At 75.3% G+C, this 26,769-nt stretch carries 23 protein-coding genes; 15 read left to right on the top strand and 8 right to left on the bottom strand.

What is annotated here, in order from left to right:
• Nucleotides 1-34 precede the first annotated feature (34 nt).
• Both ACWIX6_RS09505 and ACWIX6_RS09510 read right to left on the bottom strand, forming a co-directional pair.
• Complete coding sequence (locus ACWIX6_RS09505; RefSeq protein WP_448616599.1) at nucleotides 35-1,882, bottom strand: SCO7613 C-terminal domain-containing membrane protein; 1,848 nt, start codon at nucleotides 1,880-1,882, stop codon at nucleotides 35-37.
• Nucleotides 1,883-1,952: 70 nt separating this feature from the next.
• Nucleotides 1,953-4,190: a DUF2157 domain-containing protein gene (locus ACWIX6_RS09510; protein ID WP_448616600.1), complete on the bottom strand. Its 2,238-nt coding sequence runs from the start codon at nucleotides 4,188-4,190 to the stop codon at nucleotides 1,953-1,955.
• A gap of 132 nt (nucleotides 4,191-4,322) precedes the next feature.
• Here ACWIX6_RS09510 and ACWIX6_RS09515 point away from each other — a divergent pair, with 132 nt between their 5' ends.
• From ACWIX6_RS09515 to ACWIX6_RS09545, 7 genes are all read left to right on the top strand, one after another.
• A complete protein-coding gene (locus tag ACWIX6_RS09515) occupies nucleotides 4,323-5,924 on the top strand; it encodes an ABC-F family ATP-binding cassette domain-containing protein (protein ID WP_448616601.1) in 1,602 nt (533 codons plus the stop codon).
• Nucleotides 5,925-6,082: 158 nt separating this feature from the next.
• Nucleotides 6,083-6,313, top strand: coding sequence for a helix-turn-helix domain-containing protein (locus ACWIX6_RS09520; protein ID WP_222046609.1), 231 nt, complete (start codon nucleotides 6,083-6,085; stop codon nucleotides 6,311-6,313).
• Nucleotides 6,310-7,098 (top strand): enoyl-CoA hydratase/isomerase family protein, encoded by a 789-nt coding sequence (locus ACWIX6_RS09525; RefSeq protein ID WP_448616602.1) that lies wholly within the window; start codon nucleotides 6,310-6,312, stop codon nucleotides 7,096-7,098. Before ACWIX6_RS09520 ends, ACWIX6_RS09525 begins: the two co-directional genes overlap by 4 nt.
• 85 nt (nucleotides 7,099-7,183) lie before the next feature.
• The gene (locus ACWIX6_RS09530; RefSeq protein WP_448616991.1) at nucleotides 7,184-9,085 is read left to right on the top strand and encodes an ABC transporter ATP-binding protein; all 1,902 of its coding nucleotides are present in this window, start codon (nucleotides 7,184-7,186) and stop codon (nucleotides 9,083-9,085) included.
• A 103-nt stretch (nucleotides 9,086-9,188) separates the two neighbouring features.
• Nucleotides 9,189-9,467, top strand: coding sequence for a hypothetical protein (locus ACWIX6_RS09535; RefSeq protein ID WP_448616603.1), 279 nt, complete (start codon nucleotides 9,189-9,191; stop codon nucleotides 9,465-9,467).
• A 104-nt stretch (nucleotides 9,468-9,571) separates the two neighbouring features.
• A complete protein-coding gene (locus ACWIX6_RS09540) occupies nucleotides 9,572-10,024 on the top strand; it encodes an SgcJ/EcaC family oxidoreductase (RefSeq protein WP_448616604.1) in 453 nt (150 codons plus the stop codon).
• A complete protein-coding gene (locus tag ACWIX6_RS09545; RefSeq protein ID WP_448616605.1) occupies nucleotides 10,021-10,842 on the top strand; it encodes a sulfurtransferase in 822 nt (273 codons plus the stop codon). Before ACWIX6_RS09540 ends, ACWIX6_RS09545 begins: the two co-directional genes overlap by 4 nt.
• 60 nt (nucleotides 10,843-10,902) lie before the next feature.
• Here the strand turns inward: ACWIX6_RS09545 and ACWIX6_RS09550 are convergent, their stop codons facing one another.
• The 3 genes from ACWIX6_RS09550 to ACWIX6_RS09560 form a co-directional block, all read right to left on the bottom strand.
• A complete protein-coding gene (locus tag ACWIX6_RS09550; RefSeq protein WP_448616606.1) occupies nucleotides 10,903-11,157 on the bottom strand; it encodes a CBU_0592 family membrane protein in 255 nt (84 codons plus the stop codon).
• A gap of 18 nt (nucleotides 11,158-11,175) precedes the next feature.
• A complete protein-coding gene (locus tag ACWIX6_RS09555) occupies nucleotides 11,176-12,615 on the bottom strand; it encodes a purine-cytosine permease family protein (RefSeq protein WP_448616607.1) in 1,440 nt (479 codons plus the stop codon).
• A 73-nt stretch (nucleotides 12,616-12,688) separates the two neighbouring features.
• Nucleotides 12,689-13,486: a helix-turn-helix domain-containing protein gene (locus ACWIX6_RS09560; RefSeq protein ID WP_448616608.1), complete on the bottom strand. Its 798-nt coding sequence runs from the start codon at nucleotides 13,484-13,486 to the stop codon at nucleotides 12,689-12,691.
• A 114-nt stretch (nucleotides 13,487-13,600) separates the two neighbouring features.
• Here ACWIX6_RS09560 and ACWIX6_RS09565 point away from each other — a divergent pair, with 114 nt between their 5' ends.
• Nucleotides 13,601-14,497, top strand: a complete 897-nt coding sequence (locus ACWIX6_RS09565) for an MBL fold metallo-hydrolase (protein WP_448616609.1) — start codon at nucleotides 13,601-13,603, stop codon at nucleotides 14,495-14,497.
• A 68-nt stretch (nucleotides 14,498-14,565) separates the two neighbouring features.
• On the opposite strand, the gene ACWIX6_RS09570 is transcribed toward ACWIX6_RS09565, so the two are convergent.
• Complete coding sequence (locus ACWIX6_RS09570) at nucleotides 14,566-15,261, bottom strand: sirohydrochlorin chelatase (protein WP_448616610.1); 696 nt, start codon at nucleotides 15,259-15,261, stop codon at nucleotides 14,566-14,568.
• A gap of 55 nt (nucleotides 15,262-15,316) precedes the next feature.
• On the bottom strand, nucleotides 15,317-18,175 hold the full coding sequence (locus ACWIX6_RS09575; RefSeq protein WP_448616611.1) for an aconitate hydratase: 2,859 nt from the start codon (nucleotides 18,173-18,175) through the stop codon (nucleotides 15,317-15,319).
• Nucleotides 18,176-18,314: 139 nt separating this feature from the next.
• Here ACWIX6_RS09575 and ACWIX6_RS09580 point away from each other — a divergent pair, with 139 nt between their 5' ends.
• From ACWIX6_RS09580 to ACWIX6_RS09605, 6 genes are all read left to right on the top strand, one after another.
• Complete coding sequence (locus ACWIX6_RS09580; protein ID WP_448616612.1) at nucleotides 18,315-18,701, top strand: hypothetical protein; 387 nt, start codon at nucleotides 18,315-18,317, stop codon at nucleotides 18,699-18,701.
• 102 nt (nucleotides 18,702-18,803) lie between these two features.
• A complete protein-coding gene (locus ACWIX6_RS09585; protein ID WP_448616613.1) occupies nucleotides 18,804-20,342 on the top strand; it encodes an AMP-binding protein in 1,539 nt (512 codons plus the stop codon).
• Nucleotides 20,343-20,531: 189 nt separating this feature from the next.
• A complete protein-coding gene (locus ACWIX6_RS09590) occupies nucleotides 20,532-21,959 on the top strand; it encodes a C40 family peptidase (RefSeq protein ID WP_448616614.1) in 1,428 nt (475 codons plus the stop codon).
• A 165-nt stretch (nucleotides 21,960-22,124) separates the two neighbouring features.
• Nucleotides 22,125-23,318 carry an AAA family ATPase gene (locus ACWIX6_RS09595; protein ID WP_448616615.1) on the top strand — a complete coding sequence of 398 codons (1,194 nt, stop codon included), beginning with the start codon at nucleotides 22,125-22,127 and terminating at the stop codon, nucleotides 23,316-23,318.
• Nucleotides 23,315-24,304 (top strand): DUF58 domain-containing protein, encoded by a 990-nt coding sequence (locus ACWIX6_RS09600; RefSeq protein WP_448616616.1) that lies wholly within the window; start codon nucleotides 23,315-23,317, stop codon nucleotides 24,302-24,304. The genes ACWIX6_RS09595 and ACWIX6_RS09600 overlap by 4 nt, the downstream gene beginning before the upstream one ends.
• A complete protein-coding gene (locus ACWIX6_RS09605) occupies nucleotides 24,301-25,257 on the top strand; it encodes a VWA domain-containing protein (RefSeq protein ID WP_448616617.1) in 957 nt (318 codons plus the stop codon). The genes ACWIX6_RS09600 and ACWIX6_RS09605 overlap by 4 nt, the downstream gene beginning before the upstream one ends.
• 63 nt (nucleotides 25,258-25,320) lie before the next feature.
• On the opposite strand, the gene ACWIX6_RS09610 is transcribed toward ACWIX6_RS09605, so the two are convergent.
• The gene (locus ACWIX6_RS09610; protein ID WP_448616618.1) at nucleotides 25,321-26,292 is read right to left on the bottom strand and encodes a quinone oxidoreductase family protein; all 972 of its coding nucleotides are present in this window, start codon (nucleotides 26,290-26,292) and stop codon (nucleotides 25,321-25,323) included.
• A 76-nt stretch (nucleotides 26,293-26,368) separates the two neighbouring features.
• On the opposite strand from ACWIX6_RS09610, the gene ACWIX6_RS09615 reads away from it, so the two are divergent.
• On the top strand, nucleotides 26,369-26,704 hold the full coding sequence (locus ACWIX6_RS09615; protein ID WP_448616619.1) for a hypothetical protein: 336 nt from the start codon (nucleotides 26,369-26,371) through the stop codon (nucleotides 26,702-26,704).
• Nucleotides 26,705-26,769 lie beyond the last annotated feature (65 nt).

Genomic DNA, 26,769 nt, shown 5'->3' on the forward strand with positions numbered 1-26,769 from the left:
ACTGTAGGGGTGCAGTCGCTGTAGCGACCGGGCATTAGCGCATGTCGGCGACGCGGGCGACCGCGTTGGCGGCCTGCCGGCGTCGGCTCTCGTAGCGCGCGCCCACCGCCAGCAGCAGGGCGCCAGCGCCCACCACGGCGGCCAGCCCGGACCACGGCAACGCCTCCACCAGCCGGCCGACCGCCACCACGGCCAGCGAGCCGGCGCCCACCACGAAGGGCGCCTGCACCTGGCGGCGGGTGGCCAGCACCGTCGTCACCGTCGCCGCGGCCACCACCAGCAGGACCCGCCGCACGTCGGGCTCGAGCACCGTGAGGGCCACCGAGGGGCCGAAGGCGGTCAGCAGGCCCGGGCCCCAGCTGGACCAGGACGGCGCGTCGGCCAGCCGCGGACCGGCGTACAGCAGCAGCCCGGCGGCGGCCGGCAGCGTCCACGCCTCCGGGACGGCGACCTCGGCGCCCCCGGCGGTCAGCCACGCCGCCCCCACCAGGGCGGCGCAGCCGGCGGCTCGGGCGCCGTTGCGGGCGGCCAGCGTGCCGTAGCCGGTCAGCGCGACCCCCAGGACGGCCAGCTGCGGCGACGCGGACTCCCAGTGCCCGGGGACGGCGAGGGCCACCAGCCCCACTACGGCACCGGTCGCGGCCAGGGGGGACTCCGAGCGGTGCCGGCGGAGCAGGGTCGCCAGCACCAGCGCGCCGACGGCGAGGCCGAGGAGCAGCGTCCCGGCCGTGCCGGGGCCCAGCACGTCCCCGACGTCGGCGAGCAGCGCGGAGCCTGCGAGGCAGCCCACCGCGACCGGCAGCGCGCCCGGCCGGTCCACCGGCTGCCGCGCCGCCACCAGCAACGCCGGCAGGGCAGCCGCGAGCAGCAGCAGGGCCAGCGCCGGCCAGCGCCGGTCGTCCAGCAGCTGCCCGACGGCCAGCACGGTCAACGTGCTCGCCGTGGTCAGGCCGGCCGGGCGCAACACCGACGTCGGCTCGGGCGAGGCCGTCGCGGCGACCAGCGCGGCGAGCCCGAGACCGAGGTAGCCGGTCGCGGGCACCCCGACCGGGCCGGCCGAGGACAGCGCCCCGGCGACGGCCGCGGCGGCCACCACGCCGCAGAGCACCGGGACGGCCGGGCGCGGCCCGAGCAGCGGCTGGAGCAGCCGGCGGGTCCGCACGGCAAGCAGGGCCACGGCGACCGCCACCACCGACGCCGCGGCACCGGCCCGCTGGCCGTGCGCGTCGGGTCCCACCGCCCACGCCAGGCGCAGCCCCTCGACCACCCCGGCTGCCCACCACGCGGCCGCGGTCGCCAGCGCGACCAGCGCCACCGTCCGCCGTCCCACCCCGGCGACGAGCAACCCGACCGCGGCGGTCCCGGCGACGGCGGCCACGTGCGGCAGCCGCCAGGGCGTGAGGTCGCCGAGCAGGCCGAGGACGGCCAGCTGCGCCGTCGTCCACGAACCGATCGGCCAGGCGGCCGCCGAGGGCCCTTCCCGGCCCAGCCCGCTCAGCCGGCCCACGGCCAGCACGACGGCGGCCAGGACGGCGAGCACCGCGGGCTGCAGGTCGCGCTCCGGACCCAGGGCGGCAGTGACGGCCAGCACCGTCGCAGAGCCGGACAGCACCTCCTCGGTGGTGCGCAGCTCGCGGCGGCCGGCGCCCACCGAGGCGGCGGCCACGACGCAGGCGAGCACCGCGACCAGGCCGCGCCCGACCGCCTCGCCGGCGATCAGCGACGCCCCGCCGGCCGCGACCACCGCCACCGCGCCGGCGCCCAGCAGGACCGACTGCGGGCTCACCCGACCGGCGCCCGTCTCCGCCTCCGGCGGCGCGGGCGGCAGCGGGACCGGCCGGTCCAGCGGCGGGGGGTAGCCGGTCGTCGGCCGCTGGGTCATCGCGCACCCCCCGTCCGCTCTCGGTCCTCACCGGCGACCCTAGGCGCGGTCGGGGCTCCCGCGCCCGGGATCAGCCCATCTGGGCCACCCACGCGACGGCCTCCCGGGCCTGCTGCCGGCGCCGCTCGTACGTCGCCCCGACCCCGAGCAGCAGCAGCCCGGCGCCGGCCAGCACGGTCCAGCGGGGGAGCAGCGGCGCGTAGGGCCCGAGCCGGGCAAGGACGACGAAGGCCAGCGCCGCGGCACCCAGCACGAACGGGGCCTGCCGGTGCAGCACGGCGCCGCCGGCGGTGACGACGGCGGCACCGGCGACCACCAGCACCAGACGCAGGGCGGTCGGCTCGGCCACGACCACGAACGCCGAGGGGAGCAGCGCCACCGCGGTGGCGGCGCCCTCGGCGGCCCAGGAGGGCGCCGCCGACCGCAGCCGGGGCAGCGCGACCACGAGGAGCCCGGCCGCGGCCGGCAGCGTGTAGGCCTCCGGCGTCTGCACGTCCGCGCCGGCCAGCGCGATCCAGCCGGCTCCCACCAGGTCGGCGACCGCCGCGGCGCCGACCCAGCGGCGGCCGCTGACCAGGGCGTAGCAGCCGGCGGCGGCGCCGACGACCGCCAGCTGCAGGCCCACCTGGCCCCAGGCCAGCACGTCGGCGGAGGTGACCGCGGCCGCCAGGCCGGCCAGCGACCCGGCCGCGGGGCCGGCCCACTCCTCGGGCCGCCCGCCCCGCGCCGCGCCCAGGGCGAAGCCGGACGCGCCCACCAGGGCCAGCAGCAGGCCGGCGACGACGGCCGGCAGCCAGCCGCCCTCCCGGGCCAGCAGCACCGCACCCACCGGCGCGAGGACGACCGCACCGGTGGCCCACTCGCGGACGGCGGGCAGCCGGACCGCCGCCGTCGCCGCGGGCACGGCCGCGGCCAGGACCACCAGCGACAGCGGCCGCCACCGCTCGGCGTCGGCCAGGTGCGCGCCGCCGGCCGCGGCGAGTGCCGTCCCGGCCAGCAGCAGCCCGGTGCCCACGGTCCGCGCGGGCAGCAGCGAGGCGGCGGCGCCGGTCAGCGCGGTCAGCCCCAGTGCCGCGGCCAGCACCGGCCCGGGAGCCCCCAGTGTCTGCAGCGACCCGGCGAGGGCCAGGCCCCCGATGCCCGCCGCCCCGGCCGTCAGCGCGACGGTGCCGGGCAGCCGGGCGGCCAGCCGGGGGACGCGGCGTGAGGCCACGGCCACTGCGCCGGCCGCCGTCAGCACCCCGGTGGCGGGCCACGAGTCCGCTCCGTCCCCGCCGGTGGCCAGCAGCAGACCGGCCATGACGCCCAGGGCGGCCCAGAGCCCGGCCAGCGCCAGCGCGACCGGGACCAGGCCGCGCCGCAGCGCCGCCGCCGCGGCCACGTCCGCCCCCGCGATCGCCAGGACGACGGCCACGCCCGCCGGGCCGTCCAGCAGCTCCGGCGGGAGGGCGAGCACCGCCACCGGCTGGGCGGCGAGCAGTGCCGTCAGCGGCCACGTCGTCGTGCTGCGGGTCAGCCCGCCGAGACACAGGGCCGCCCCGACCAGCACGAGGCAGGACAGCGCCGTCCACTCCCGCGGCGGCACCGAGTCGAGCCCGAGCAGTCCCCGCGCGTGGGCGGCGCCCAGGTCGATTGCCAGCAGCGCCGCGCCGGCGGCGGCGAGCGCCTCCTCGGTGGCGCGCAGGCCCCGGCGGGCGGCCCAGGCCGACGCCGCGCAGGCCGCGCCGGTGACCGCCACCATCACCAGCGACTGGAACACCAGACCCAGCCGGGTCCAGCCGACGGCGACGAAGGCCAGCGCGCCGGCCACCACCAGCAGCGCGCCCAGCCCGAGCAGCACCTGCTGCGGGCTGAGCCGGCGCCGCGGCGGCCGGGGCGGCGGTGGCCCGGCCGGCCCGCCCGGCCACGACGGGTTCGGCGGGGGGCCCTGCGGCAGGCCCTCCGGCGGGCCCGGTGGGGACGGCAGCCGCGCAGGCAGGGTGCCCACCGGCGGACCCCAGGGACGCCCCGGCGCCGGGGGGACGCCCGGCACGCCGGCACCGTGCCCGGCGGCCGACGTCGGCCCGGTGCCGGTGGCCGCCGCGGTCCGCTGACCGGCGGCTGCCGCGGTCCGCTGACCGGCGGCCGCCGCCTGCAACGTCAGGAGCAGGTCGTCGCGGTCGCGGGCCAGGTCGGCCAGCACCGCGCCGATCCGGGCCAGCACGGTCGCGGACCGGCCTGCGGCGGGCAGCCCGCACGTCGGGCAGCCCGCGTCGGGGGCGCCGGTCACCGGGGAGCCGCAGACCGGGCAGAGGGGCAACGGGTACATGCAGGGGATCGTGACGCCCCCGGCCGACAGGGGGATCGGGGTTTTCCCCAAACCGCCCCGGCTGGGTGGTGCCGTCCACATCACCGCGGAACCCGGTCGGCATCCCGGCCGGGAGCGCCTACCCTGGGGTCAGTGATCACGACGACCGGACTCGAGCTGCGTGCCGGTTCCCGCATCCTCATCAGCGGCGCGGACCTGCGGGTGCAGCCCGGCGACCGGATCGGCCTGGTCGGGCGCAACGGCGCGGGCAAGACCACCACGCTGACCACGCTGGCCGGTGAGCGCGTGCCGCACGCCGGTCACGTCGACGTCAGCGGGGAGCTGGGCTACCTCCCTCAGGACCCCCGCAGCGGCGACCTGGACACCACCGCCAGCGACCGGGTGCTCTCCGGCCGGGGCCTCGACGTCCTCAAGCACCAGCTGACCAAGGCCCAGGTCGCGATGGCCGAGCCGGCCGACGACGCCGAGCGCGACCGGGCGGTCCGCCGCTACGGCCGGCTGGAGGACCAGTTCGCCGCCATGGGCGGCTACGCCGCGGAGAGCGACGCGGCCCGGATCTGCTCCAACCTGGGGCTGCCCGACCGGGTGCTCGCCCAGCCGCTGCGCACCCTCTCCGGCGGGCAGCGGCGACGGGTGGAGCTCGCCCGCATCCTGTTCTCCGACGCGGACACGCTGCTGCTGGACGAGCCCACCAACCACCTGGACGCCGACTCCATCGTCTGGCTCAAGGGCTTCCTGGCCGGGCACCGCAGCGGCCTGGTGGTCATCAGCCACGACGTCGAGCTGCTGGAGGCCGTCGTCAACAAGGTGTGGCACCTGGACGCCAACCGGGCCACCGTCGACGTCTACAACCTCGGCTGGAAGCGCTACCTGGACGCCCGGGAGACCGACGAGCGCCGCCGCCGGTCCGAGCGCGCCAACGCGGAGAAGAAGATCGACGCGCTGACCGCGCAGGCGGACAAGATGCGCGCCAAGGCGACCAAGGCCAAGGCCGCGCAGAGCATGGACAAGCGCGCCCAGCGGCTGGCCGCGGGGCTCTCGGACGTCCGGGTCCAGGACAAGGTCGCCAAGCTGCGCTTCCCGACCCCGGCGCCCTGCGGCCGGACGCCGCTCACCGCCGAGCACCTGAGCAAGAGCTACGGCTCGCTCGAGATCTTCACGGGCGTGGACCTGGCCATCGACCGGGGCACCCGGGTCGTCGTGCTCGGCTTCAACGGCGCGGGCAAGACGACGCTGCTGCGGATGCTGGCCGGCACCGAGACCCCGGACACCGGCGAGGTGAAGGCCGGCCACGGGCTGCGGGTCGGCTACTACGCCCAGGAGCACGAGACGATCGACATGGACCGCACGCTGCTGGAGGTGATGCGGTCGGCGGCACCGGAGTCGACCGACACCGAGCTGCGCCGGATCCTGGGCGCCTTCCTGTTCTCCGGGGAGACCGTCGACCAGCGGGCCGGCACGCTGTCCGGCGGCGAGCGGACCCGGCTGGCGATGGCCGCCCTGGTCTGCTCGGCGGCCAACGTCCTGCTGCTGGACGAGCCGACCAACAACCTGGACCCGGCCAGCCGGGAGCAGGTGCTGGAGGCGCTGCGCACCTACACCGGCGCCATCGTGCTGGTCACCCACGACGAGGGTGCCGTGCACGCCCTGCAGCCGGACAAGGTGATCATCCTGCCCGACGGCACGGAGGACACCTGGAGCGAGGACTTCGCCGACCTGGTCTCGCTGGCCTAGCGGGCGGACCCCGCGGCGCGATCAACTCGAAGTGGCCGGAGCCGCACCGGCGGGTGATCATGGCGTCGGGACGCCGACGTCAGCGGGGCGGCGGCGCACGGCGATCAGCGGGCAGCGGACGGCGAGAGCCGGTGCCCCCGTTGGTACGGAGGGGAGTCATGGCCGACTCGAGCACTGCGGACCTGGGCAAGGGCAAGCGGATCACCGGCGGCGACCGGACGACGCTGGCCGACGAGCTGCGCCAGCGCTACGACGGCGGGGAGAGCATCCGCTCCCTCGCCACCTCGACGAACCGGTCCTACGGCTTCGTGCACCGGTTGCTGTCGGAGTCCGGCGCGACGCTGCGCGGCCGGGGCGGGGCCAACCGGAACGCCAAGAAGGCCGGGTGAGCACCTCCCCGCAGGGGGAGCCCCGCGGCTGGGTCCGCACCGCCCGGGAGGGCGCCGTCCTGACCGTCACCCTGGACCGGCCCGAGCAGCTCAACGCGCAGACGCCGGCGACCTGGGAGGCGCTGCGGGCGGTCGGGGACAGCCTGGACGACGAGGTGCGGGTGGTCCTCGTCCAGGGTGCCGGGCGCTCGTTCTCCGCCGGCCTGGACCGCAGCCTGTTCAGCGCCCCGCCGGAGACCCCCGGCGCGCTCAGCGAGCTGGCCACCCTCCCGCCGGACCTGGCCGAGGAGCGGATCCGCGGCTACCAGGCCGCGTTCCGCTGGCTGCGCTCACCCGGCGTCGTGTCGATCGCCGCCGTCCAGGGCCACGCCATCGGGGCCGGCGCCCAGCTGGCGCTGGCCTGCGACCTGCGGGTGGTCGCCGAGGACCTGCAGCTGCGGCTGCCCGAGGCGACCCTGGGCCTGGTGCCCGACCTCACCGGGACCAGCACCCTGGTCGAGCTGGTCGGCTACAGCCGGGCGGTGGAGATCTGCCTGACCGGGCGGCCGGTGGGCGCCGTCGAGGCGGTCGCCACCGGGCTGGCGAACCTCGCCGTCCCGGCCGATCAGCTCGCCGGCACCGTCCGCGACCTGGTCGACGCGCTGCTGGCGGTGGACGCCGGCGCCGGCCGGGAGACCCTCGCGCTGCTGCGCACCGCCGTCCGCAACCAGCCCGACGCCCAGGACGCCGCCGAGCGCGCCGCCCAGGTGCGCCGACTGCACGCGCTCGCGGCCGTCGCCCGCTGAGCGGAACACCCGTCCTCTCCGCGGGGTTCACCTGACGCCTGCGCAGCAGTGACGGCGGAGCGGTGAGGAGGCGGCCGTGGAAGGCATGACGTCGATGGCCGCGATGCGGTCCTTCCGCCGCGACCCCTCGGTGACCGCCCGGGAGATCCCGAAGGGCACCGTGCGGCGGGTCCTCGGTGTCGCCCGCCCCTACCGGCGCGAGCTGATCGCGTTCCTGTCACTGGTCGTGCTCTCCGCGCTGATCGGCGTGCTCACCCCGCTGCTCGCCGGCGACATCGTCAACCGGGTCGCCCGGCTGTCGGGCACCGCCGGGGACATCGTGCGGATCGCGCTGTTCATCGCCGGCCTGGCCTTGGTCGACGCAGCCGCCTCGCTGACCCAGCGGTGGTACTCCTCGCGGATCGGCGAGGGGGTCATCTACGACCTGCGCAGCCGGGTGTTCGAGCACGTGCAGCGGATGCCGGTGGCCTTCTTCACCCGCACCCAGACCGGTGCCTTGGTCAGCCGGCTGAACAACGACGTCATCGGGGCGCAGCAGGCGTTCACCTCGACGCTGTCCGGCGTGGTCTCCAACGTCATCGGCCTGGTGCTCACCGCCACGGTGATGCTCACGCTGTCCTGGCAGATCACCCTGCTGTCGATCGTGCTGGTGCCGCTGTTCGTGCTGCCGGCCCGCCGGATCGGCAAGCGTCTGCAGGAGATCACCCGGGAGGCCTACGGCCTCAACGCCTCGATGAACGCCTCGATGACCGAGCGGTTCAACGTCTCCGGCGCGCTGCTGGTCAAGCTGTTCGGCCGGCCGGAGGCCGAGGCGGCGGCGTTCCGGGACCGGGCCGCCCGGGTCCGCGACATCGGCGTGCTGTCGGCGATGTACGGGCGCACCTTCTTCACCGCGCTGACCCTGGTGGCTGCGCTGGCCACCGCCCTCGTCTACGGCCTGGGCGGCTCGCTGGCCTTCGCCGGGGAGCTCAGCCCCGGAGACGTCGTGGCCCTGGCGCTCCTGCTGTCCCGGCTGTACGGGCCGCTGACCGCGCTGGCCAACGTCCGGGTGGACGTGATGAGCGCGATGGTCAGCTTCGACCGGGTGTTCGAGGTGCTCGACCTGGCGCCGATGATCGCCGAGGCGCCCGACGCCGTCGACGTGCCCGATGACGACCGGTCGGTCGAGTTCGACCACGTGTCCTTCGCCTACCCCGCCGCCAGGGACGTGTCGCTGGCCTCGCTGGAGGACGTGTCCCTCCCCGAGCACGGCGGGCCCCCGACGACGGTGCTGGACGACGTCACCTTCCGCGCCGAGCCCGGCGAGCTGGTGGCCCTGGTCGGCCACTCCGGCGCCGGGAAGTCGACCATCGCCAACCTCGTCCCGCGGCTGTACGACGTCACCGGCGGCGCGGTCCGGGTGGGCGGTGTCGACGTCCGGCAGGCCACCAGCGACTCGCTGCGCGCCGCCATCGGGGTGGTCAGCCAGGACGCCCACCTCTTCCACGACACCATCCGCGCCAACCTGCGCTACGCCCGGCCCGACGCCACCGACGACGAGCTCTGGGCCGCGCTGACGGGTGCCCGGATCGCCGCGCTGGTGGCCTCGCTGCCCGACGGGCTGGACACCGTCGTCGGGGACCGCGGCTACCGGATGTCCGGCGGGGAGAAGCAGCGGCTGGCGATCGCCCGGGTGCTGCTCAAGGGCCCGGGCGTCGTGATCCTCGACGAGGCCACCGCCCACCTGGACAGCGAGTCCGAGGTCGCCGTCCAGCACGCGCTGGACACCGCGCTGGCCGGCCGGACGTCCCTGGTGATCGCGCACCGGCTGTCCACCATCCGGAACGCCGACCAGATCCTGGTCGTCGAGGGCGGCCGGATCGTCGAGCGCGGCACGCACGTCGAGCTGCTCGCCGCCGGTGGCACCTACGCCGACCTGTACCGCACCCAGTTCACCGACGGCGACGCCACCGTGGACGAGGCTGGGCGGGCCGTCGAGGTCGGTTGACCGCGTCCGGCCCGTCGGCGATGGACGCAGCACCGCCCTCATGGCACCTTGACCACTGTTCCGCTCCCGCCCACCGCACCACCCGAGAAGAGGGGCCCCCGTCATGACCGGCGACATCCGGCAGACCGTCATCTCCGGCAAGCCGTACCCCGTGACCCGCCCACCGGTGGGCGGGGCGACCGGCCTCGAGCTGTTCCTCGGGGACGCGGAGTTCACCGTGGACCTGGGCGGCGACCCGCACCTGGTCCGCGGCCGCGGCGCCCTGGTGGACGGCGTCGTGCGGTTCCACGAGAAGGACCACATCGGCGGCAAGGACGTCCGGGTGTGGAACGTCGCCCAGCACGGCGACGAGTACTCGGCCGAGGCGCTCGCCGCGTTCTGAGGCCGGCTCCGGGGAGGGCGCCTGGTGGACACCGGCACGACGGCCGGTGCTCCGGTGCCACTAGCGTTGCGGCGTCCCTCCCGCACCACCGCCAGGAGCACTCGTTGAGCGCAGGCCATCCGCACGAGACCCAGATCCGCGCGCTGTACGCGCGGTACCTGGCCGGCTGGAATCAGCGCAGCGGCGTCACGGTGTCCTCGGTCTTCGCCGACGACGGGGAGATCATCGACCTCGACGGCACCCTGCGCAGCGGCCGGCTGACCATCGCGGCCGACATGCGCCGGATGTTCACCGAGTACGCCACCCCGACCTTCGTGGGCGTCGTCCGGTCGGTGCGCCGGCTCACCGAGGGCGTCGCCGTCCTGCACGCCGTGGCCGGCATGGTCCCGCCCGGCGCCGAGGCGCTGGACCCGTCGCTGCACACGGTGCACTCCCTCGTCGCCGTCGAGGAGGACGGCCGGTGGAAGATCGCCGTCCTGCAGAGCACCCCCGCCCGCTACGGCGGCCGGGCCGAGACGCTCTCCGCGCTCACCGCCGAGCTCGAGGCCGCCCGGTGACGGTGCTGACCTCCGCCGCGGACCTGCTGGCCCGGCCCGCGGACGTCCTGCTCGACGTCCGCTGGGCGCTGGGGGACGACCGCGGGCGGGAGCGGTACCGGGCCGGGCACCTGCCCGGCGCGGTCTTCGTCGACCTGCCCACCGAGCTGTCCGCCCCACCGTCGGCGGCGGCCGGCCGGCATCCGCTGCCGTCGGTGCAGTCACTGCAGTCGGCGGCGCGCCGCTGGGGCGTGTCCGCGGGGAGCCGGGTGGTCGTCTACGACGACACCGGCGGGCTGGCGGCCGCGCGCGCCTGGTGGCTGCTCCGCTGGGGCGGTGTCGAGCAGGTCAGCCTGCTCGACGGCGGTCTCGCCGCCTGGACCGCCGCCGGCGGGCCGCTGGAGACCGGGGAGGTGGTGCCCCGGCCCGGGGACGTGGAGCTGTCCGGCGGGGGCATGCCGGTACTGGACGCCGACGCGGCAGCGGCCCTCCCGGCCGCGGGTGGGGTGCTGCTGGACGCGCGCGCCGGCGAGCGCTTCCGCGGCGAGGTCGAGCCGGTCGACCCGCGGCCCGGGCACGTGCCGGGCGCGCTCAGCGCGCCGACCGCGGACAACCTGGACGCCTACGGCCGCTTCGGTACAGCGGCTGTACTGACCGAGCGGTTCGCCGCGCTGGGCGTACGGCCCGGGACGGCGGTCGGCGTCTACTGCGGGTCGGGCATCACCGCGGCGCACGAGGTCGCCGCCCTGGCCGTGGCCGGCGTGGAGGCCGCGCTATGGCCCGGTTCGTGGTCCCAGTGGTCCGCCGACCCGGCCCGCCCGGTGGCCACCGGCGCCTGATCGAGGACCCCGCCGCTCGCGCGCTCGGGGCGGTGCCCTGGACGGGGCCGAGGTGACGACCTAGGCCGGCGGCTCCGGCCGCGGTCTCAGGGCCGAGACCAGCCCGGCGAGGGAGACCACGGCCCACACGCCCTCCAGGAGCAGGAAGCCCCAGTCCCGCCCCAGTGCCGCGTCGACGGCTAGCGTCGCGGAGCCGACCAGGTTCGACACCAGGTAGGACCGGGCGGAGGCGGTGAGCCGGCCGGCCTGGACCAGGACGAAGGGGATCAGGATCAGCAGCGAGGCGGTCACCTGGACCACCTGCTCGACGGGCATCGGGTGGACGGCTCCTCGTCAGGAAGGCGAGGCCGCCGGTGCGCCCTCGGCGGACGGGGTCGACGCCGCGGTCACCCCGGTGGCGCGGGCGTGCACGAAGTACCCGACCCCCGCGACCAGCAACCCCGCGGGGACGGACAGGTCGCCGCCGTCCACCCAGCTGGTCAGCGGACCGGTCCAGATGGTGCTGGTCGCGAAGAGCGCGGAGGCCAGGACGCCGGCCAGGAACCAGCCCACGGCGGCGACGTTCCAGCCGCCGCGGTACCAGTACCGGCCGCCGGTGGGCTGCTGCAGGGCCCGGATGTCGTACTCGCCGCGGCGGAGCAGCATGTCGGCCAGGAAGACCCCGCACCAGGCCGAGCTCCAGACGATCATGAGCGTCAGGAAGGCGATCAGGAACTCGGAGAAGTCGCGGAAGAAGACCACGTAGACCGTCACCGCCAGGGCGAGGGCGATGTTCAGCGTGGTGGCCCGGGTCCGGGTGGTGGACACGCCGACGGCGAGCAGGCTCATCCCGGAGGAGTAGGTGTTGAGGAAGTTGTTGGTGACCGTGCCGCCCACCACGACGGCGAGGTACACCACCAGCAGCGCCTGCGGGACGATGCTCTGCAGCCCGGCGATCGGGTCGGTCATGTCGGTCACCGTCGCCGCGAGCACGCCGATGCCCCCGATCACCGTGGCCGGGATGAAGCTGCCCAGCGCCGTGACGGCGGTGATGGTGCGCGCCGAGGTGCGCACCGGCAGGTAGCGGGAGTAGTCCGCCCCGGTGTTGACGTAGGACATCGGCGCGGCCGCGATGACCGCGAAGGCGATCAGCCAGGTGCCCAGCGTGGCGCCGCCGCCCGCCGTCGGGGCCGCCTGGTCGCCGGCCCGGCTGATGACGATGGCGCCGAGGGCCAGCGTGCCGATGCCGAGCAGGAAGGACAGCACGGTGTTGACCAGCAGGATCGTGGCGTGGCCGAGCAGGGCGATGGCGACGGTGGCGGCGGTGACCACGACCAGGGCCACCACCGTCACGGCCGTGCCACTGCCCAGGCCCACCAGGTCGGCGAGCGTGACCAGCGACAGCGTGCCGATCACCATGTTGACGGTCGTCCAGCCGATGGTGGTCAGCCAGCTCAGCACGGCCGGCAGGCGGTTGCCCACCGTGCCGAATGCCCCGCGGGAGACGGTGAGCATCGCCGTCCCCGCCCGGGGGCCGGCGATCGAGGTGAGCCCGACCAGGACGTAGACCAGGTTGCCGGCCACCACCACCGCCAGGCTCTGCCACAGCGTGAGGCCCAGCGACCCCACGATGGCGCCGATGACGATGTAGGTGAAGATCACGTTCGCGCCGAACCAGGTGAAGAAGATCTCCCGCGGCGTCGCGGTGCGGCTGGACTCCGGGATGTGGTCGATCCCGTGCTGCTCGACCGCGAATGCCCGGTTGTCCCCGGTGGTGCGCTCCGACGTCGACATGACGCTGCCTCCTGTGGCCGGTGCGTCCGGTACGCGACGGCCCGCAGAAGTTACAGATGGACTGTGACGTCGGTCAACGCCTTGCGCTGCGGCCGCGCGCCGCGGGCAGTTCCTCCACCCACAGGCAGCGCGCGGGGGCAGGTCCCGGGTTGCTCCAGGCGTAGGCGGTCGCACCCTCCACCAAGAGGGCGTCGCCGGCGGTCAGGTGCAGCGGGTGGTCGGTGCCCTCGACCTCGAAGTCCAGCGTCCCGGCCAGCACGAACACGAACGTCTCGCCGGGGCGGGTCACCCGCCCGCCGCTCGACTGCCCGGCCGGCACGTGCAGCAGCGCCGGCTCCATCGCCCGCCCGGGGGTGACCAGCTCCTCCCAGGTCACGCCGCCGGCCAGCACCGTGCGGGGCCGGTCGTCGGGGTGCAGCACGGCGGTGGGGGACAGCTGGGGGCCGAACTCGCCCATCGGGATGCCGAACACATCCGCCATCGCCGCCAGCACGTGCACGCTGACGCCGGACTGGCCGCGCTCGACCGTGGACAGGAAGGACCGGGACACCCCGATCCGCCGCGCGGCCACGCTCTGGCTGAGCCCGGCCTTCAGCCGGGCGGCGCGGATCCGGGCCCCGGTGCGGGCCAGCTCGACGCCGTCCTCCGGGGCCGACGGGGAGGTGGCGACCTGCTCGGTGCGCCGGCGGGCGGCCGCGAGCCGGCGGGCCTCGGCGTGCGCGGCCTCGCCGAACCGCCGCTGGCCGCCCGGCGTGCGGTGCGCGGTCAGGTGCCCGCGGCGCTCCCACTCGCGGATCGTCTGCGGGCTCACGCCCGCGGCGGTGGCCAGGTCGCGGACCGTGTGGACGGCGTCGGCGGGCAGGCTGGGCACCGGACCATCCTGGCCCATCCCCGAGCTGGATCGTCCAAGACCTACCGTCGGACTGTAGGTCGGCGTAGGTTCCGGGGTCCGGGGCGGCACGGGTCCGCCGGGGAGGAGCGCACCGTGGGGTCGTGGCACGAGGCGAGGCAGGTCGCCCGGGGCGTCTGGAGCATCGTCGAGCCCTCGCACGTGAACATGTGGCTGATCGAGGGCAGCGAACGCGCGGTGCTGCTGGACACCGGGCTGGGCATCGCCCGCGTCCGTCCGGTCGTGGAGCAGCTGACCCGGCTGCCGGTCTCGGTGGTCAACACCCACTACCACTTCGACCACGTGGGCGGGAACCACGAGTTCGAGGACACCGCCATCCACCAGGCCGGCGCAGCGCTGCTGGTGGAGCCGGTGCCCCGGGACGTGCTGGAGCAGTACCTCCGCTACGCCGAGGAGCTGATCAAGGCCACTCCGCAGTTCGAGGAGCTGGACCACCGGTACCTGCACCTGCTCGACGCCGACAGCCGGCCGCGCCCGCTCCCGGCCGGGTTCAACCCGGCCGGCTGGGCGATCGCGCCGCCCGCGCCGACCCGGACGCTGGCCGACGGCGACGTGATCGACCTGGGTGACCGCACGCTCCGCGTGCTCCACACCCCCGGCCACTCCGGTGACAGCATCTGCCTGGTCGACGACCGCTCCGGCATCCTCTTCGGCGGGGACACCATCAACACCGGACCCATCTACGCGCAGTTCCACGACTCGGACGTGGCGACCTTCGCGCGCAGCGCCGCCCGCCTGGCGGAGCTGAAGGACGAGGTGTCGATGGTGGCGGTCAACCACTTCGGGCGCACCACCGCCCCGCCCTACCTGCTCCAGGAGATCAGCGACGGCTTCGCCCGCCTGCTGGACGGCGACGCCGTGGTCGGGACCGGCTGGGACTGCATCGGCGAGCAGGTCGCCGAGGCGGAGTTCGACCGCTTCTCGATCCTGGTGGCGCCCGACGTCGCCGGGCGGCTGCCCGCCCGGCACTGAGAAAGGACCCCGTCCTCCCCACCCCTCGCGAGCTCGGGGCGGTGCCCTGGGCGGGGCCGGGCCGACGGCTACCGGAGAGCGGCGTCGTAGCGGTCCAGCAGGACGGCGGCGATCCGCTCGTCGGGCAGCAATGGCGCCGTGACGCAATCCGCGCCGGCTCCCTGGAGCTTGTCGGCGAAGTGTCCCGGCGCCAGCAGGTAGGCCGCGACCACCACCCGCGCAGCGCCCGCCCGGCGGGCGGCGGCGACCGCGTCGGGGACGGTGGGCCGGGCAGCCGACCCGTAGCCGGTGGTGACCGGTCCGGCCCAGTCCCGCTGCAGCAGGTCCGCGGTCCCCTGCACGTCGGCCACGGAGCGGGCGTCACTGGAGCCGGCGGCGGCCAGCACGACCGCCGTGGCCGGGTCCTGCCGCTCGGCCCCGGCGGCGACCAGCCGGTCGGTGAGCACGGCCGCGAGTCGCGAGTCCGGGCCCAGCGGCCGGGCCGCGACCGCGGAGGGGTGCCCGTCCACCGCCCCGGCGATGTCCACGTGTACGTGGTAGCCGCCGGACAGCAGCAGCGGGACGACGACGGCCGGGGTGCCGGCCGCGGCCAGCCCCCGGACGACGTCGACCACGGTGGGCGGCTGCACGTCCACGAACGCGGCGGTGGTCCGCAGCCCCGGGCGCAGCGTGCGCGCCGCGAGTGCCAGCTCGGCGACCAGCCGCCGGCCGGTGGGGTTGCGGGTGCCGTGGGCGCAGGCCACCAGCACCGGTGCCGCGGTCACGGGGTGCGGGCGCCGTCCGGCACCCGCACCCCGCTGCCGACCACGGGGCGGACGGTCAGGCCGACACGGTGCCGCGGAGGGAACGCAGCACGTACTGCATGATCCCGCCGTTGCGGTAGTAGTTCGCCTCACCGGGGGTGTCGATCCGGACCCGGGCCTCGAACTCCACGTCGCCGGCCTTCACCTTCACCGTGCGCGGGGTGGTCCCGTCGTTCAGCGCGGTGACCCCGGTGATGGTGAACTCCTCGTCCCCGGTCAGGCCCAGGGACTCGCGGTCCTGACCCTCCGGGTACTGCAGCGGCAGGACGCCCATGCCGATCAGGTTCGACCGGTGGATGCGCTCGTAGCTCTCCGCGATGACCGCCTTGACCCCGAGCAGCGCCGTCCCCTTGGCCGCCCAGTCGCGCGACGAACCGGAGCCGTACTCCTTGCCGGCCAGCACGACCAGCGGGACGCCCGCCTGCTGGTAGGCCTGCGAGGCGTCGTAGATCGTCGTCGTCTCGCCGGTCAGGTGGTTCTTGGTGACGCCGCCCTCGGTGCCGGGCACCAGCTGGTTGCGCAGCCGGATGTTGGCGAACGTGCCGCGGATCATCACCTCGTGGTTGCCGCGCCGGGACCCGTAGGAGTTGAAGTCGCGGCGCTCGATGCCGTGCTCCTGCAGGTACTTCCCGGCCGGGGAGTCGGCCTTGATGGAGCCGGCCGGCGAGATGTGGTCGGTGGTCACCGAGTCGCCGAGGACGGCGAGCGTCCGGGCGCCGGTGATGTCCTGCACCGGGGTCGGCTCGGCCGGCATGCCCTCGAAGTACGGGGGCTTCCGGACGTAGGTGCTCTCGGCGTCCCAGGCGAAGGTGTCCCCGGACGGCGTGGGCAGGTTCTGCCACTGCTCGGTGCCGGCGAACACGTCCTCGTAGCTGCGGCCGAACTGCTCCGCCGAGACCGCGTGGTCGATCGTCCGCTGGATCTCCTGCGGTGAGGGCCAGATGTCGCGCAGGTAGACGTCGTTGCCGTCGGCGTCCTGACCCAGCGGGTCGTCGTTCAGGTCGACGTCCATCGACCCGGCCAGCGCATAGGCGATCACCAGCGGCGGGCTGGCCAGGTAGTTCATCTTGACGTCGGGGTTGATCCGGCCCTCGAAGTTCCGGTTGCCGGACAGCACCGAGACGACGGCGAGGTCGGCCTCGTTGACCGCCTGGCTGACCGGCTCGGGCAGCGGGCCGGAGTTGCCGATGCAGGTGGTGCAGCCGTAGCCGACCAGGTAGAAGCCGAGCTTCTCCAGGTAGGGGGTGAGCTCGGCCTTCTCGTAGTAGTCCATGACGACCTTGGACCCGGGGGCCAGCGTCGTCTTCACCCACGGCTTGCTGGTCAGCCCGCGCTCGACGGCGTTCTTGGCCAGCAGCGCGGCGCCGATCATCACCTGCGGGTTCGAGGTGTTGGTGCAGGAGGTGATCGCGGCGATCACCACGTGACCGTGGTCGACCTCGGTCTCGGTGCCGTCCTCCATGACCACCCGCGTGGGCTTCGACGGCCGCTCGGACACCGGGGCGTCGTCGTAGTGGTGCGGCCGGCCCTCGGCCCCGTTGCCGTGCTCGGAGGGAGCGGCCGGGTCCGAGGCCGGGAAGGACTCGGCCGACGCCTCGTCCACCGACGACTCGACGCCGAACGGCTTCTCCTGGGCGGGCACGCCCGGCTTGCGGTCCTCGCCGCCGGTCTCGTCGGCCTGGACGTAGTCGGCCAGGGCGGAGCGGAACGAGTTCTTGGCGTCGGTGATGGACACCCGGTCCTGCGGCCGCTTCGGGCCGGCGATCGACGGGACGACGCTGGCCAGGTCCAGCTCGAGGTACTCGGAGAACGACGGCTCGCGGGAGGCGTCGTGCCAGAGGCCCTGCTCCTTGGCGTAGGCCTCGACCAGCGCCACCTGCTCGGCCGACCGGCCGGTGAGCTGCAGGTAGGTGATGGTCTCCTCGTCGATGGGGAACATCGCCGCGGTGGAGCCGAACTCCGGGCTCATGTTGCCGATGGTGGCGCGGTTGGCGAGCGGGACGGCGGAGACGCCGGCGCCGTAGAACTCGACGAACTTCCCCACCACGCCGTGCTGGCGCAGCATCTCAGTTATCGTGAGCACCAGGTCGGTGGCGGTGGCGCCGTCGGGGAGCTGGCCGGTGAGCTTGAAGCCGACCACCCGCGGGATCAGCATCGACACCGGCTGGCCGAGCATCGCGGCCTCGGCCTCGATGCCGCCCACGCCCCAGCCCAGCACGCCCAGGCCGTTGACCATGGTGGTGTGGCTGTCGGTGCCCACGCAGGTGTCCGGGTAGGCCAGGGTGCGGTCACCCTCGGCGCGCGGGAACACCACGCGGGCCAGGTGCTCGATGTTGACCTGGTGGACGATGCCGGTGCCAGGGGGGACGACCTTGAAGTCGTCGAACGCGCCCTGGCCCCAGCGGAGGAACTGGTAGCGCTCGCCGTTGCGCTGGTACTCGATCTCGACGTTGCGCTCGAAGGACTCCGGCGTGCCGAACACGTCGGCGATGACCGAGTGGTCGATGACCAGCTCGGCCGGGGCCAGCGGGTTGATCTTCTGCGGGTCGCCGCCGAGGTCGGCCATGGCCTCGCGCATGGTGGCGAGGTCGACGATGCAGGGGACGCCGGTGAAGTCCTGCATGACCACCCGGGCCGGGGTGAACTGGATCTCCTGGTCCGGCTCCGCCTCCGGGTCCCAGTTGGCCAGCGCCCGGATGTGGTCGGCGGTGATGTTCGCGCCGTCCTCGGTGCGCAGCAGGTTCTCGAGGAGGACCTTGAGGCTGAAGGGCAGCTTCTCCGCGCCCTCCACCGCGTCGAGCCGGAAGATGTCGTAGTCGGTCCCGTCGACGCTGAGCGTCGCCCGGGCCCCGAAGCTGTCCTTGCTGGCTGCCACTGCTCGTGCCTCACCCTCACTGGTCCTACGGGCGCTGGTCCCGCCCGGTTGCCAACCCCGATCATCCCAGCTCACGTCCCGGGATGCGGAGCAAGGCTGCCCTTACCGCGGCATTCCCGACCACCGGGGTCCGCGGGGCGTGTGGACCGGGGACCCGGACGCGGAGAAGCTGGTCACGCTGTCGTACCACCTGGCCGACCCGGACGTGCGCCGCCGGTCGTGGCTGATGCGCCGCGACCTGCAGGCCGCCGCGGTCCGGCCGAAGTCCGCGACCGTCTACTCCGGGCAGGCGCTGGACGCCGGCGTGCTGGACGCCGCGGCCGCGGCCGCCGCCGACTGCGACGTCCTGATCGCCGTCGGCACCTCCCTCTCGGTGCACCCGGCCGCCGGCCTGGTCGAGGTCGCCGCCGCGCACGGCGCGCGCATCGTGGTCGTCAACGCCGAGCCCACGCCGTACGACCCGCTCGCCGACCTGGTGGTGCGGACGCCGATCAGTGCGGCGTTGCCGCGGCTGCTCGGCGCCTGACCGGCGGAGCGGGCCCCCTCGTGGCCGGGGGACGCGCCGGTTAGCGTGACGGGGACCACGTCGAGCGGTCCCCGCGGAGGGACCACGGACCCGGGAGCCGGCATGCGCGTCCCCCTCACCACCCGCGACTTCCTCGACCGCGCCGAGCTGGTCTACGGCGACCGTGTCGGCATCGTCGACGAGCCCACCCAGCCGGCCACCCCGCTCGGGGAGCTGACCTACCGGGAGGTCGCCCGGCGCGCGCGGGCCATCGCCGCCGGGCTGGAGGAGCTCCGCATCGGCGAGGGGGAGCGGGTGGCCGTGGTCAGCCACAACTCCGCCCGGCTGCTCGAGCTGCTCTACGCCGTCCCGTCGTTCGGCCGGGTGCTGGTGCCGATCAACTTCCGGCTGTCGGCCGCGGAGTTCGAGTACATCGTCGACCACTGCGGTGCCCGGGTGCTGCTGGCCGACCCGGAGGTCGAGAAGCAGCTGTCCGGGATCACCGGCCCGAAGCGGTTCCTGCTCGGCGAGGAGTACGAGTCCGGGCTGCTGCGCTACGACGCAGAGCCGCGGCCGTGGTCGGCGCCGGACGAGGACGCCACGGCGACGATCAACTACACCTCCGGGACGACGGCGCGGCCCAAGGGCGTGCAGATGACCCACCGCAACGAGTGGGTCAACGCGACGACGTTCGGCATGCACATGCAGGTCAGCGACCGCGACGTCTACATGCACACGCTGCCGATGTTCCACTGCAACGGCTGGGGCATGCCGTTCACCACCGCCGGGCTCGGCGCCCGGCAGGTCGTGCTGCGCAAGGTCGACGGCCCGGAGATCCTCCGCCGCGTCGAGCAGCACGGCGTGACGCTGATGTGCGGCGCGCCGGCGGTGTGGAACGCCGTCCTGGACGCGGCCGCGCACTGGGAGGGGGAGGTCCCCGGTCGGGGGACGGTGCGGATCGTGGTCGCCGGCGCGGCGCCGCCCTCACGGACCATCGCCCGGATCGAGGAGGAGCTGGGCTGGGAGTTCAACCAGATCTACGGCCTCACCGAGACCGCGCCGCTGCTCACGGTCAACCGCCCGCGGGCCGAGTACGACCACCTGTCCCCGCTGGACCGGGCCAAGGCGCTGGCCCGGGCCGGCGTGCCGGGGCTCGGCACCCAGCTCACCACTAGCTCCTCGGGTGAGGTGCTGGCCCGGGGGAACGTCGTGATGGCCGGCTACTGGGCCAACCCGGAGGCCACCGCGGAGGCGCTGGAGGGGGACTGGTTCCACACCGGGGACGGCGGGTCCATCGACGAGGGCGGCTACGTCACGCTGGCCGACCGGAAGAAGGACATGATCATCACCGGCGGGGAGAACGTGTCCTCGATCGAGGTGGAGGACGTCGTCTTCAGCCACCCCGCCGTCGCCGAGGTGGCGGTCATCGGCGTCCCGGACGAGAAGTGGGGCGAGATGGTCACCGCGCTGGTCGTCCTCGCCGAGGGGCAGCAGGTCACCGAGGCCGAGCTGATCGCCTACTGCAAGGAGCGGATCGCCGGCTACAAGTCGCCCAAGCGGGTCGAGTTCCGTAACGGCATCCCGCGAACGGCCACCGGCAAGATCCAGAAGTTCAAGCTGCGTGACGAGATGCAAGCGGAGGCCGAGACACCGGTCGCGTAGCCCCGCCGCCTCACCCTGCCGCCGGCCGGGGCGCCGTCCTCCTTTGGAGGGAGGCGACCCGGCCGGCGTCTGTCCTGTTCACCCGATCCGGTCGATCTGGACCTCGGTGCCCTCCAACGGGGGCGTGGACCAGGTCGAGACCGGTGCGGACCCCCAGGGTCGGCACCGGGCAACGGAGGAGTCGGGTTCGTGGGCGAGTGGGTCGGTACGCAGGGCAGGACGCAGGGGAGCAGTTCCCGCTGGGCACGGCGGGTGGTCGGGGTCGGTGCGGCCGCCGTCGTCTGCCTGGCAGCGGCCCCCGGGACCGCGTGGGCCGCTCCGACGGCCCCGAGCGACTCCCAGATCAGCGCCGCCGAGCAGGCCAAGAGCGACGCCGCCGCCCGGGTCGGGGCGATCACCGCCCAGCTCGCGCAGGCCCAGGCCTCCGCCGACGCCGCGTACCACGCGTCGCAGATCGCGCTGCAGGACTACGAGGAGCGGCAGGCCGCCTACGAGGCGGCGCGCGGCACGGCCGACGCCGCCGCCGCTGCTGCCGCGCAGGCGGCCGCCGTCCTCCAGCAGGGCCGCGACGACGTCGCCGAGTTCGCCCGGACCAGCTACATCCAGGGCAGCACCGCGCCGGGCATGACCGCCCTGCTGACCTCGGGCGGCCCGGCCGAGCTGATCGAGCGCGCCGCGCTGCTCGACGCCGCGGGGGTGCACCGCACCGACGTCGTCGCCGAGCTCACCGTGCTCGAGGAGCAGGCGGCCGCCGCCGACCAGGTCGCGCAGCAGGCGGTGGCCGAGGCGGCCACCCTGCAGGCGCAGGCCGCCGACTCGCTCGCCGCGGCCCAGGCCCAGGAGGTCTCCGCCCGCAGCCAGGCCGAGGCGCTCAGCGCCCAGCAGGCCGACCTGCAGGCCGAGCTCGAGCAGGCCCAGCAGACGCTCTACGGCCTGGAGGGCGCCCGCGAGGCGGCCCGGGCCGCCGCGGCCGCACAGGCCGCCGCCGAGGCCGCCGTCCCGGCCAGCGCGCCGGCCCGCGCCGCCGAGGCCCCGGCCGCCTCGGGCCCGCCGGCGGGCAGCGCCTCGGGTGCGTCGCCGTCCCGGAGCTCGTCGTCCGGCAGCTCGTCGTCGGGTACCGCCACCGGCGGGTCCACCCCGCGTCCCGCCGCCCCGGCGCCGGCGCCCGCGCCGGTCAGCACCACCGCCGGTGCGCCGTCCGCGTCGGCGGCGCAGACCGCGATCGCCGCGGCCCGGACCCAGCTGGGCATGCCCTACTCGTGGGGCGGCGGCGGGAGCAGCGGCCCGAGCTACGGCATCCCGCCGGACACCGGCGTCTTCGGTTTCGACTGCTCGGGGCTGACCCAGTACGCCTACGCCAAGGCCGGCATCGCGATCGGCGGCACCAGCCGCGACCAGTGGTGGCTCAACCGGGGCAAGCAGGTGGCCGCCGCCGACCTGCAGCCCGGTGACCTGATGTTCTGGGGCTCGGGCAGCGCCTACACGACGATCTACCACGTCTCGATCTACATCGGGAACGGACAGATGATCGAGGCACCGAAGCCCGGCACGAACGTGATGGTCGCGAAGGTCCGCTACGGCAGCGACTACTACGGGGCCGTCCGCCCCAGCGCGTGAAGCAGGACCAAGGCAAGGGCGTCGGGCAGCCACGGGGGGAGCTGCCCGACGCGGGGTCAGGCTAGCAGTCAGCGGCTCGCCCGGGCAGGCTCCGACGCCTGTGGCTCGCCGGGCGGACCACGCGCGCGCCGGGGGTCCGCCCCGTCGGTGTAGGACACTGGGGGAGTGACCGCCGCCAGTGCCTCGTCCGCCGCCGGGACCGCCCCTGACCAGCTGGTCCCGCCCTCGGTGGACGCCGCGCGGCTCGAGCGCGCGATGTTCGAGATCAAGCGGGTCATCGTCGGGCAGGACCGGCTGGTCGAGCGCATGCTGGTCGGCCTGCTGGCCCGCGGGCACGTGCTCCTCGAGGGCGTGCCCGGGGTGGCGAAGACCCTGGCCGTGGAGACCCTGGCCCGGGTGGTCGGCGGCAGCTTCGCCCGGTTGCAGTTCACCCCCGACCTGGTGCCCGCCGACATCATCGGCACCCGCATCTACAAGGCCGGGCACGACGCCTTCGACACCGAGCTCGGCCCGGTGTTCGCCAACTTCGTGCTCACCGACGAGATCAACCGGGCCCCGGCCAAGGTCCAGTCGGCGCTGCTGGAGGTCATGGCCGAGCGGCAGGTGTCCATCGGCGGGGTGACCCACCCGCTGCCCGACCCCTTCCTGGTGCTGGCCACCCAGAACCCGATCGAGAGCGAGGGCGTCTACCCGCTCCCCGAGGCGCAGCGCGACCGGTTCCTGCTCAAGGTGCTGGTCGACTACCCGACCCCGGAGGAGGAGCGGGAGATCGTCTACCGGATGGGCGCCACCCCGCCGACCGCGCAGCCGGTGCTCGGCCCGGACGACGTCCGCCGGCTGCAGCACACCGCCCGCGAGGTGTTCGTGCACCACGCGCTGGTCGACTACGTCGTGCGGCTGGTGGTGGCCACCCGCTCGCCGATGGAGCACGGCATGCCCGACGTGGCCGGCTGGGTCACCTACGGAGCCAGCCCCCGCGCGTCGCTGGGGCTGATCGCGGCCAGCCGGGCGCTGGCGCTGGTCCGCGGCCGGGACTACGTGCTGCCGCAGGACGTCCTCGACGTCACCGCCGACGTGCTGCGGCACCGGCTGGTGCTCTCCTACGACGCGCTGGCCGACGGTGTGCCGGCCGACCACGTGGTGAAGCGGATCGTGCAGAGCGTGCCGCTGCCCCAGGTCACCCCGCGGCAGCGGGCCGGCGGGTACGGGCCGGGCAGCCCCGGCGGTCCGGTGGTGCCCGGCTTCGGCGGGCCGGGCGGGCCCGGCGGCGGCTCGACGGCCTTCGCCGGGCCGCAGCACGCCGGCCCGCAGGCCGACCGACCGGACGGCGGCGGGTACCCCGGCCCGCAGCCGGCATGACCTCGCCGGCCGGGCCGGTGACCGGCGCTCCGCGCGCCGACGCCGCCCCGCCCCGTTTCGCCGACGCCCCGGACCCGGCCTCGTCGGCGGTGCTGCTGCGCCGCCTCGAGCTGACCGTGCGGCGCCGGCTGGACGGCCTGCTGCAGGGTGACCACCTCGGCCTGGTGCCCGGCTCGGGCAGCGAGGCCGGCGACGCGCGGGCCTACCACCCGGGGGACGACGTCCGGCGGATGGACTGGCCGGTCACCGCCCGCACCCAGGTCCCGCACGTCCGGGAGACGATCGCCGACCGGGAGCTGGAGACCTGGGTGGTGCTGGACCTGTCGGCCAGCCTCGACTTCGGCACCGCGGCGTGCGAGAAGCGGGACCTGGCCATCGCCGGGCTGGCCGCCGTCAGCCACCTCACCGTGCGCGGCGGCAACCGGCTGGGCGCCGTGGTCACCACCGGGGAGCGGCTGGACCGGTACCCGGCCGCGCCCGGCCGGCTGGCCGCCGACCGGCTGCTGCGGGCCGTCGTCGCCACGCCGCGAGCGGACGGCGGGCGCCGCGGCGACCTGGCCGCCGCGCTGGAGACGCTGCGCCGGCCGCCGCGCCGCCGCGGCCTGGTCGTGGTCGTCTCCGACTTCCTGGGCTCCGACGCGCGGGGCCCCGCGGACTGGGAGCGCCCGCTGCGCGGGCTGGGCGCGCGGCACGAGCTGCTGGCCATCGAGGTCGTCGACCCCCGGGAGCTGGAGCTGGCCGACGTCGGATTGCTCACCGTGGTGGACCCGGAGAGCGGGCAGACCCTCGAGGTGCCCACCGGCGACGCGGAGTTCCGCCGCCGCTTCGCCGAGGGGGCGGCGGCCCAGCGCCAGGAGATCGCGGCGGGGCTGCGCCGGGCGGGTGCCGGGCACCTCCAGCTGCGCACCGACCGGGACTGGCTGGCCGACGTGGTGCGCTTCGTCGCCGACCGGCGGCGGGCCGGCAGTGGGGGAGCGGCACGATGACCTTCCAGGCGCCCTGGTGGCTGCTCGCCCTGGTGGCGGTGGCGGCCGTCGTCGCGCTGTACGTCGTCCTGCAGCTGCGCCGGGCCCGGTACGCGGCCCGGTTCACCAACGTGGCGCTGCTCGGGACGCTGGTACCCCGGCGGCCGGGGTGGCGCCGGCATGTCGCCTTCGGGTCGCTCGTGCTGGGGCTGGCCGCGCTGGTGGTGTCCCTGGCGGTGCCGAGCACCGAGGTCCGGGTCCCGCGGGAACGCGCCACGGTGATCATGGCCGTCGACGTGTCGCTGTCGATGCGGGCGCAGGACATCGAGCCCGACCGGTTCGCCGCGATGCAGACGGCCGCCAAGGAGTTCGTCGAGGTCCTGCCCGCCCGGATCAACCTGGGGCTGGTCTCCTTCGCCGGGACGGCGACCACCGTGGTGACCCCCACCACCGACCGGTCCCAGGTGGTCACCGCGATCGACAACCTGGTGCTGGCCGAGTCCACCGCGATCGGGGACGCGATCTTCACGTCCCTGACGGCGATCCAGAACTACCAGGCCTCGCTGGACGAGGGCGGCATGGAGCTGCCCCCGGCCCGGGTCGTGCTGCTGTCGGACGGGTACAGCACCGTCGGCCGGGAGGCCACCCAGGCCATCGACGCGGCCAACGCCGCCGAGGTGCCGGTCTCGACCATCGCCTTCGGCACCGACTACGGCACCCTCGACCTGGACGGAGAGACCGTGCCGGTGCCGGTGGACCGGGCGACGCTGGAGCAGATCGCCGACGAGACCGGCGGCAGCTACAGCGAGGCGGCCAGCGCCGCGGAGCTGGAGCAGGTGTACGAGGACCTGGGCAGCCAGATCGGCTACACCACCGAGGCGCAGGACATCAGCCCGTGGTTCGTCCGAGGTGGGCTGCTGTTCGCCTTCCTCGGCGTCGTCGCCTCCCTGCTCTGGACCAACCGCTTGCTCTGAGGAAGGACCCCGTCCCCCTCACCCCTCGCAAGCTCGGGGCGAGCCTCTGGACGGGGCCGGGCGTCAGCGGCGGGGGTCGAGGGTGAGCTTGCCGGTGGTGCGGCGGGCGAGCAGGTCCTGGTGGGCCTCGCGGACGGCGGACAGCGGGTAGCGACCCCCGGCGATCGGCTTCAGCGCACCCTCCTCGACCAGCGCGAGCAGGTCGGCGACGGCCGCGTCGAGCATGGCCGGGCGGGCGAAGCAGTGCGCCAGCCAGAACCCGACGACGGCGCGGCTGGTGCCCATCAGGGACGGCGGCTGCACCGGCCGGGGCGGGGTGCGCCCGGCCATGCCGTAGGCGGCGAGCCGCCCGAACGGCGCGAGCGCGGAGAGCGCGCCGTCGAAGACCGGGCCGCCGGTCATCTCCAGCACGACGTCGACCTTCCTGCCGCCGTTGGCCTCGCGGAGGGCGGCGGTGAAGGTCTTCGGGTCGTCGTCGGCGAGCGCGGGGTCGACCGTGGCGTCGGCGCCGAGCTCCTCGGCCAGCGCCCGCTTATCCGGGCTCGACGCGGTGGCGATCACCCGGCCGGCGCCCCAGCGCTTGGCCAGCTGGACGGCGAGCGAGCCGACCCCGCCCGCACCGGCGATGACGACGACGGACTCGCCCTCGGCCAGGTGGGTGGAGGTGCGCAGCAGGTGCCAGGCGGTGGCGCCCTGCAGGACGACGGCGAGCGCCTGCTCGTCGGTCACCCCGTCGGGGACCGCCCAGGTCAGCCTCGGGTTGGCGGCGACCCGCTCGGCGTAGCCGCCGCCGGCGAGCAGGCCGACCACCCGCGGTCCGCCGCCCGCCGCGGTGCCGACGAACTCGGCGCCGGGCACCAGCGGCAGCTCCTGCGGGGCCAGGTAGCTGTCCTCGATCTGGTGGGTGTCGGCGAAGTTGACCCCGGCAGCCGACACGTCGTACAGCTGCTCGCCGTCACCCGGAGTGGGGTCGGGCAGGTCGACGACGTCGAGGACCTCGGGCCCGCCGAAGCGGGTGATCTGCACAGCACGCATGAGGGTGAGGCTAGGGCTGCCTCACGCCCAGGGTGGCGGGCGGAGCGTTCGGAGGGCCTGCACGCGCGGGAGTGCGGTGCACCACGACTTCGTCGTCCTCGGTCCCTGCGCCGATGGCATCGACCGGCGGCTGGGCGCGCACTTCGGGTTCCTGGCCTCGGCCGGCGGCCTGGCGGTGCTGGTCGGCGGCACGGGCGTCGGTGCGCTGCTGGACCGCGCCGCGCCGCGCCGCGCCGCGCAGCCGGGGCCGGGTGCGGCGCTGCCGTGGCCGGTGCTGGCCGTCCTGCCCGCGCTCTCGGCGGTCGGGCTGTGGCTGCCCGCCCGCCGCATCGACCACGCGCCGGCGCCGTCCCCGGCGGCGCCGGCGGTTCCCGCCGGCCACCCCGGCGACCGCCAGCCCGGGATGAGTTAGGTTAGCCAAAGCTCAGCCCCCGGACGTCCACTGCACAGCGGCACGTCGACCCGCCGGACCTGGCG

It is taken from the genome of Modestobacter sp. URMC 112 (genome assembly GCF_053502575.1).

Coding starts and splice junctions, on each gene's coding strand:
- ACWIX6_RS09555 (WP_448616607.1), bottom strand. CDS start 12,615: ATGTCGACGTCGGAGCGCACCACCGGGGACAACCGGGCATTCGCGGTC.
- ACWIX6_RS09585 (WP_448616613.1), top strand. CDS start 18,804: ATGCGCGTCCCCCTCACCACCCGCGACTTCCTCGACCGCGCCGAGCTG.
- ACWIX6_RS09530 (WP_448616991.1), top strand. CDS start 7,184: ATGACGTCGATGGCCGCGATGCGGTCCTTCCGCCGCGACCCCTCGGTG.
- ACWIX6_RS09510 (WP_448616600.1), bottom strand. CDS start 4,190: ATGTACCCGTTGCCCCTCTGCCCGGTCTGCGGCTCCCCGGTGACCGGC.
- ACWIX6_RS09600 (WP_448616616.1), top strand. CDS start 23,315: ATGACCTCGCCGGCCGGGCCGGTGACCGGCGCTCCGCGCGCCGACGCC.
- ACWIX6_RS09550 (WP_448616606.1), bottom strand. CDS start 11,157: ATGCCCGTCGAGCAGGTGGTCCAGGTGACCGCCTCGCTGCTGATCCTG.
- ACWIX6_RS09605 (WP_448616617.1), top strand. CDS start 24,301: ATGACCTTCCAGGCGCCCTGGTGGCTGCTCGCCCTGGTGGCGGTGGCG.
- ACWIX6_RS09520 (WP_222046609.1), top strand. CDS start 6,083: ATGGCCGACTCGAGCACTGCGGACCTGGGCAAGGGCAAGCGGATCACC.
- ACWIX6_RS09610 (WP_448616618.1), bottom strand. CDS start 26,292: ATGCGTGCTGTGCAGATCACCCGCTTCGGCGGGCCCGAGGTCCTCGAC.
- ACWIX6_RS09535 (WP_448616603.1), top strand. CDS start 9,189: ATGACCGGCGACATCCGGCAGACCGTCATCTCCGGCAAGCCGTACCCC.
- ACWIX6_RS09505 (WP_448616599.1), bottom strand. CDS start 1,882: ATGACCCAGCGGCCGACGACCGGCTACCCCCCGCCGCTGGACCGGCCG.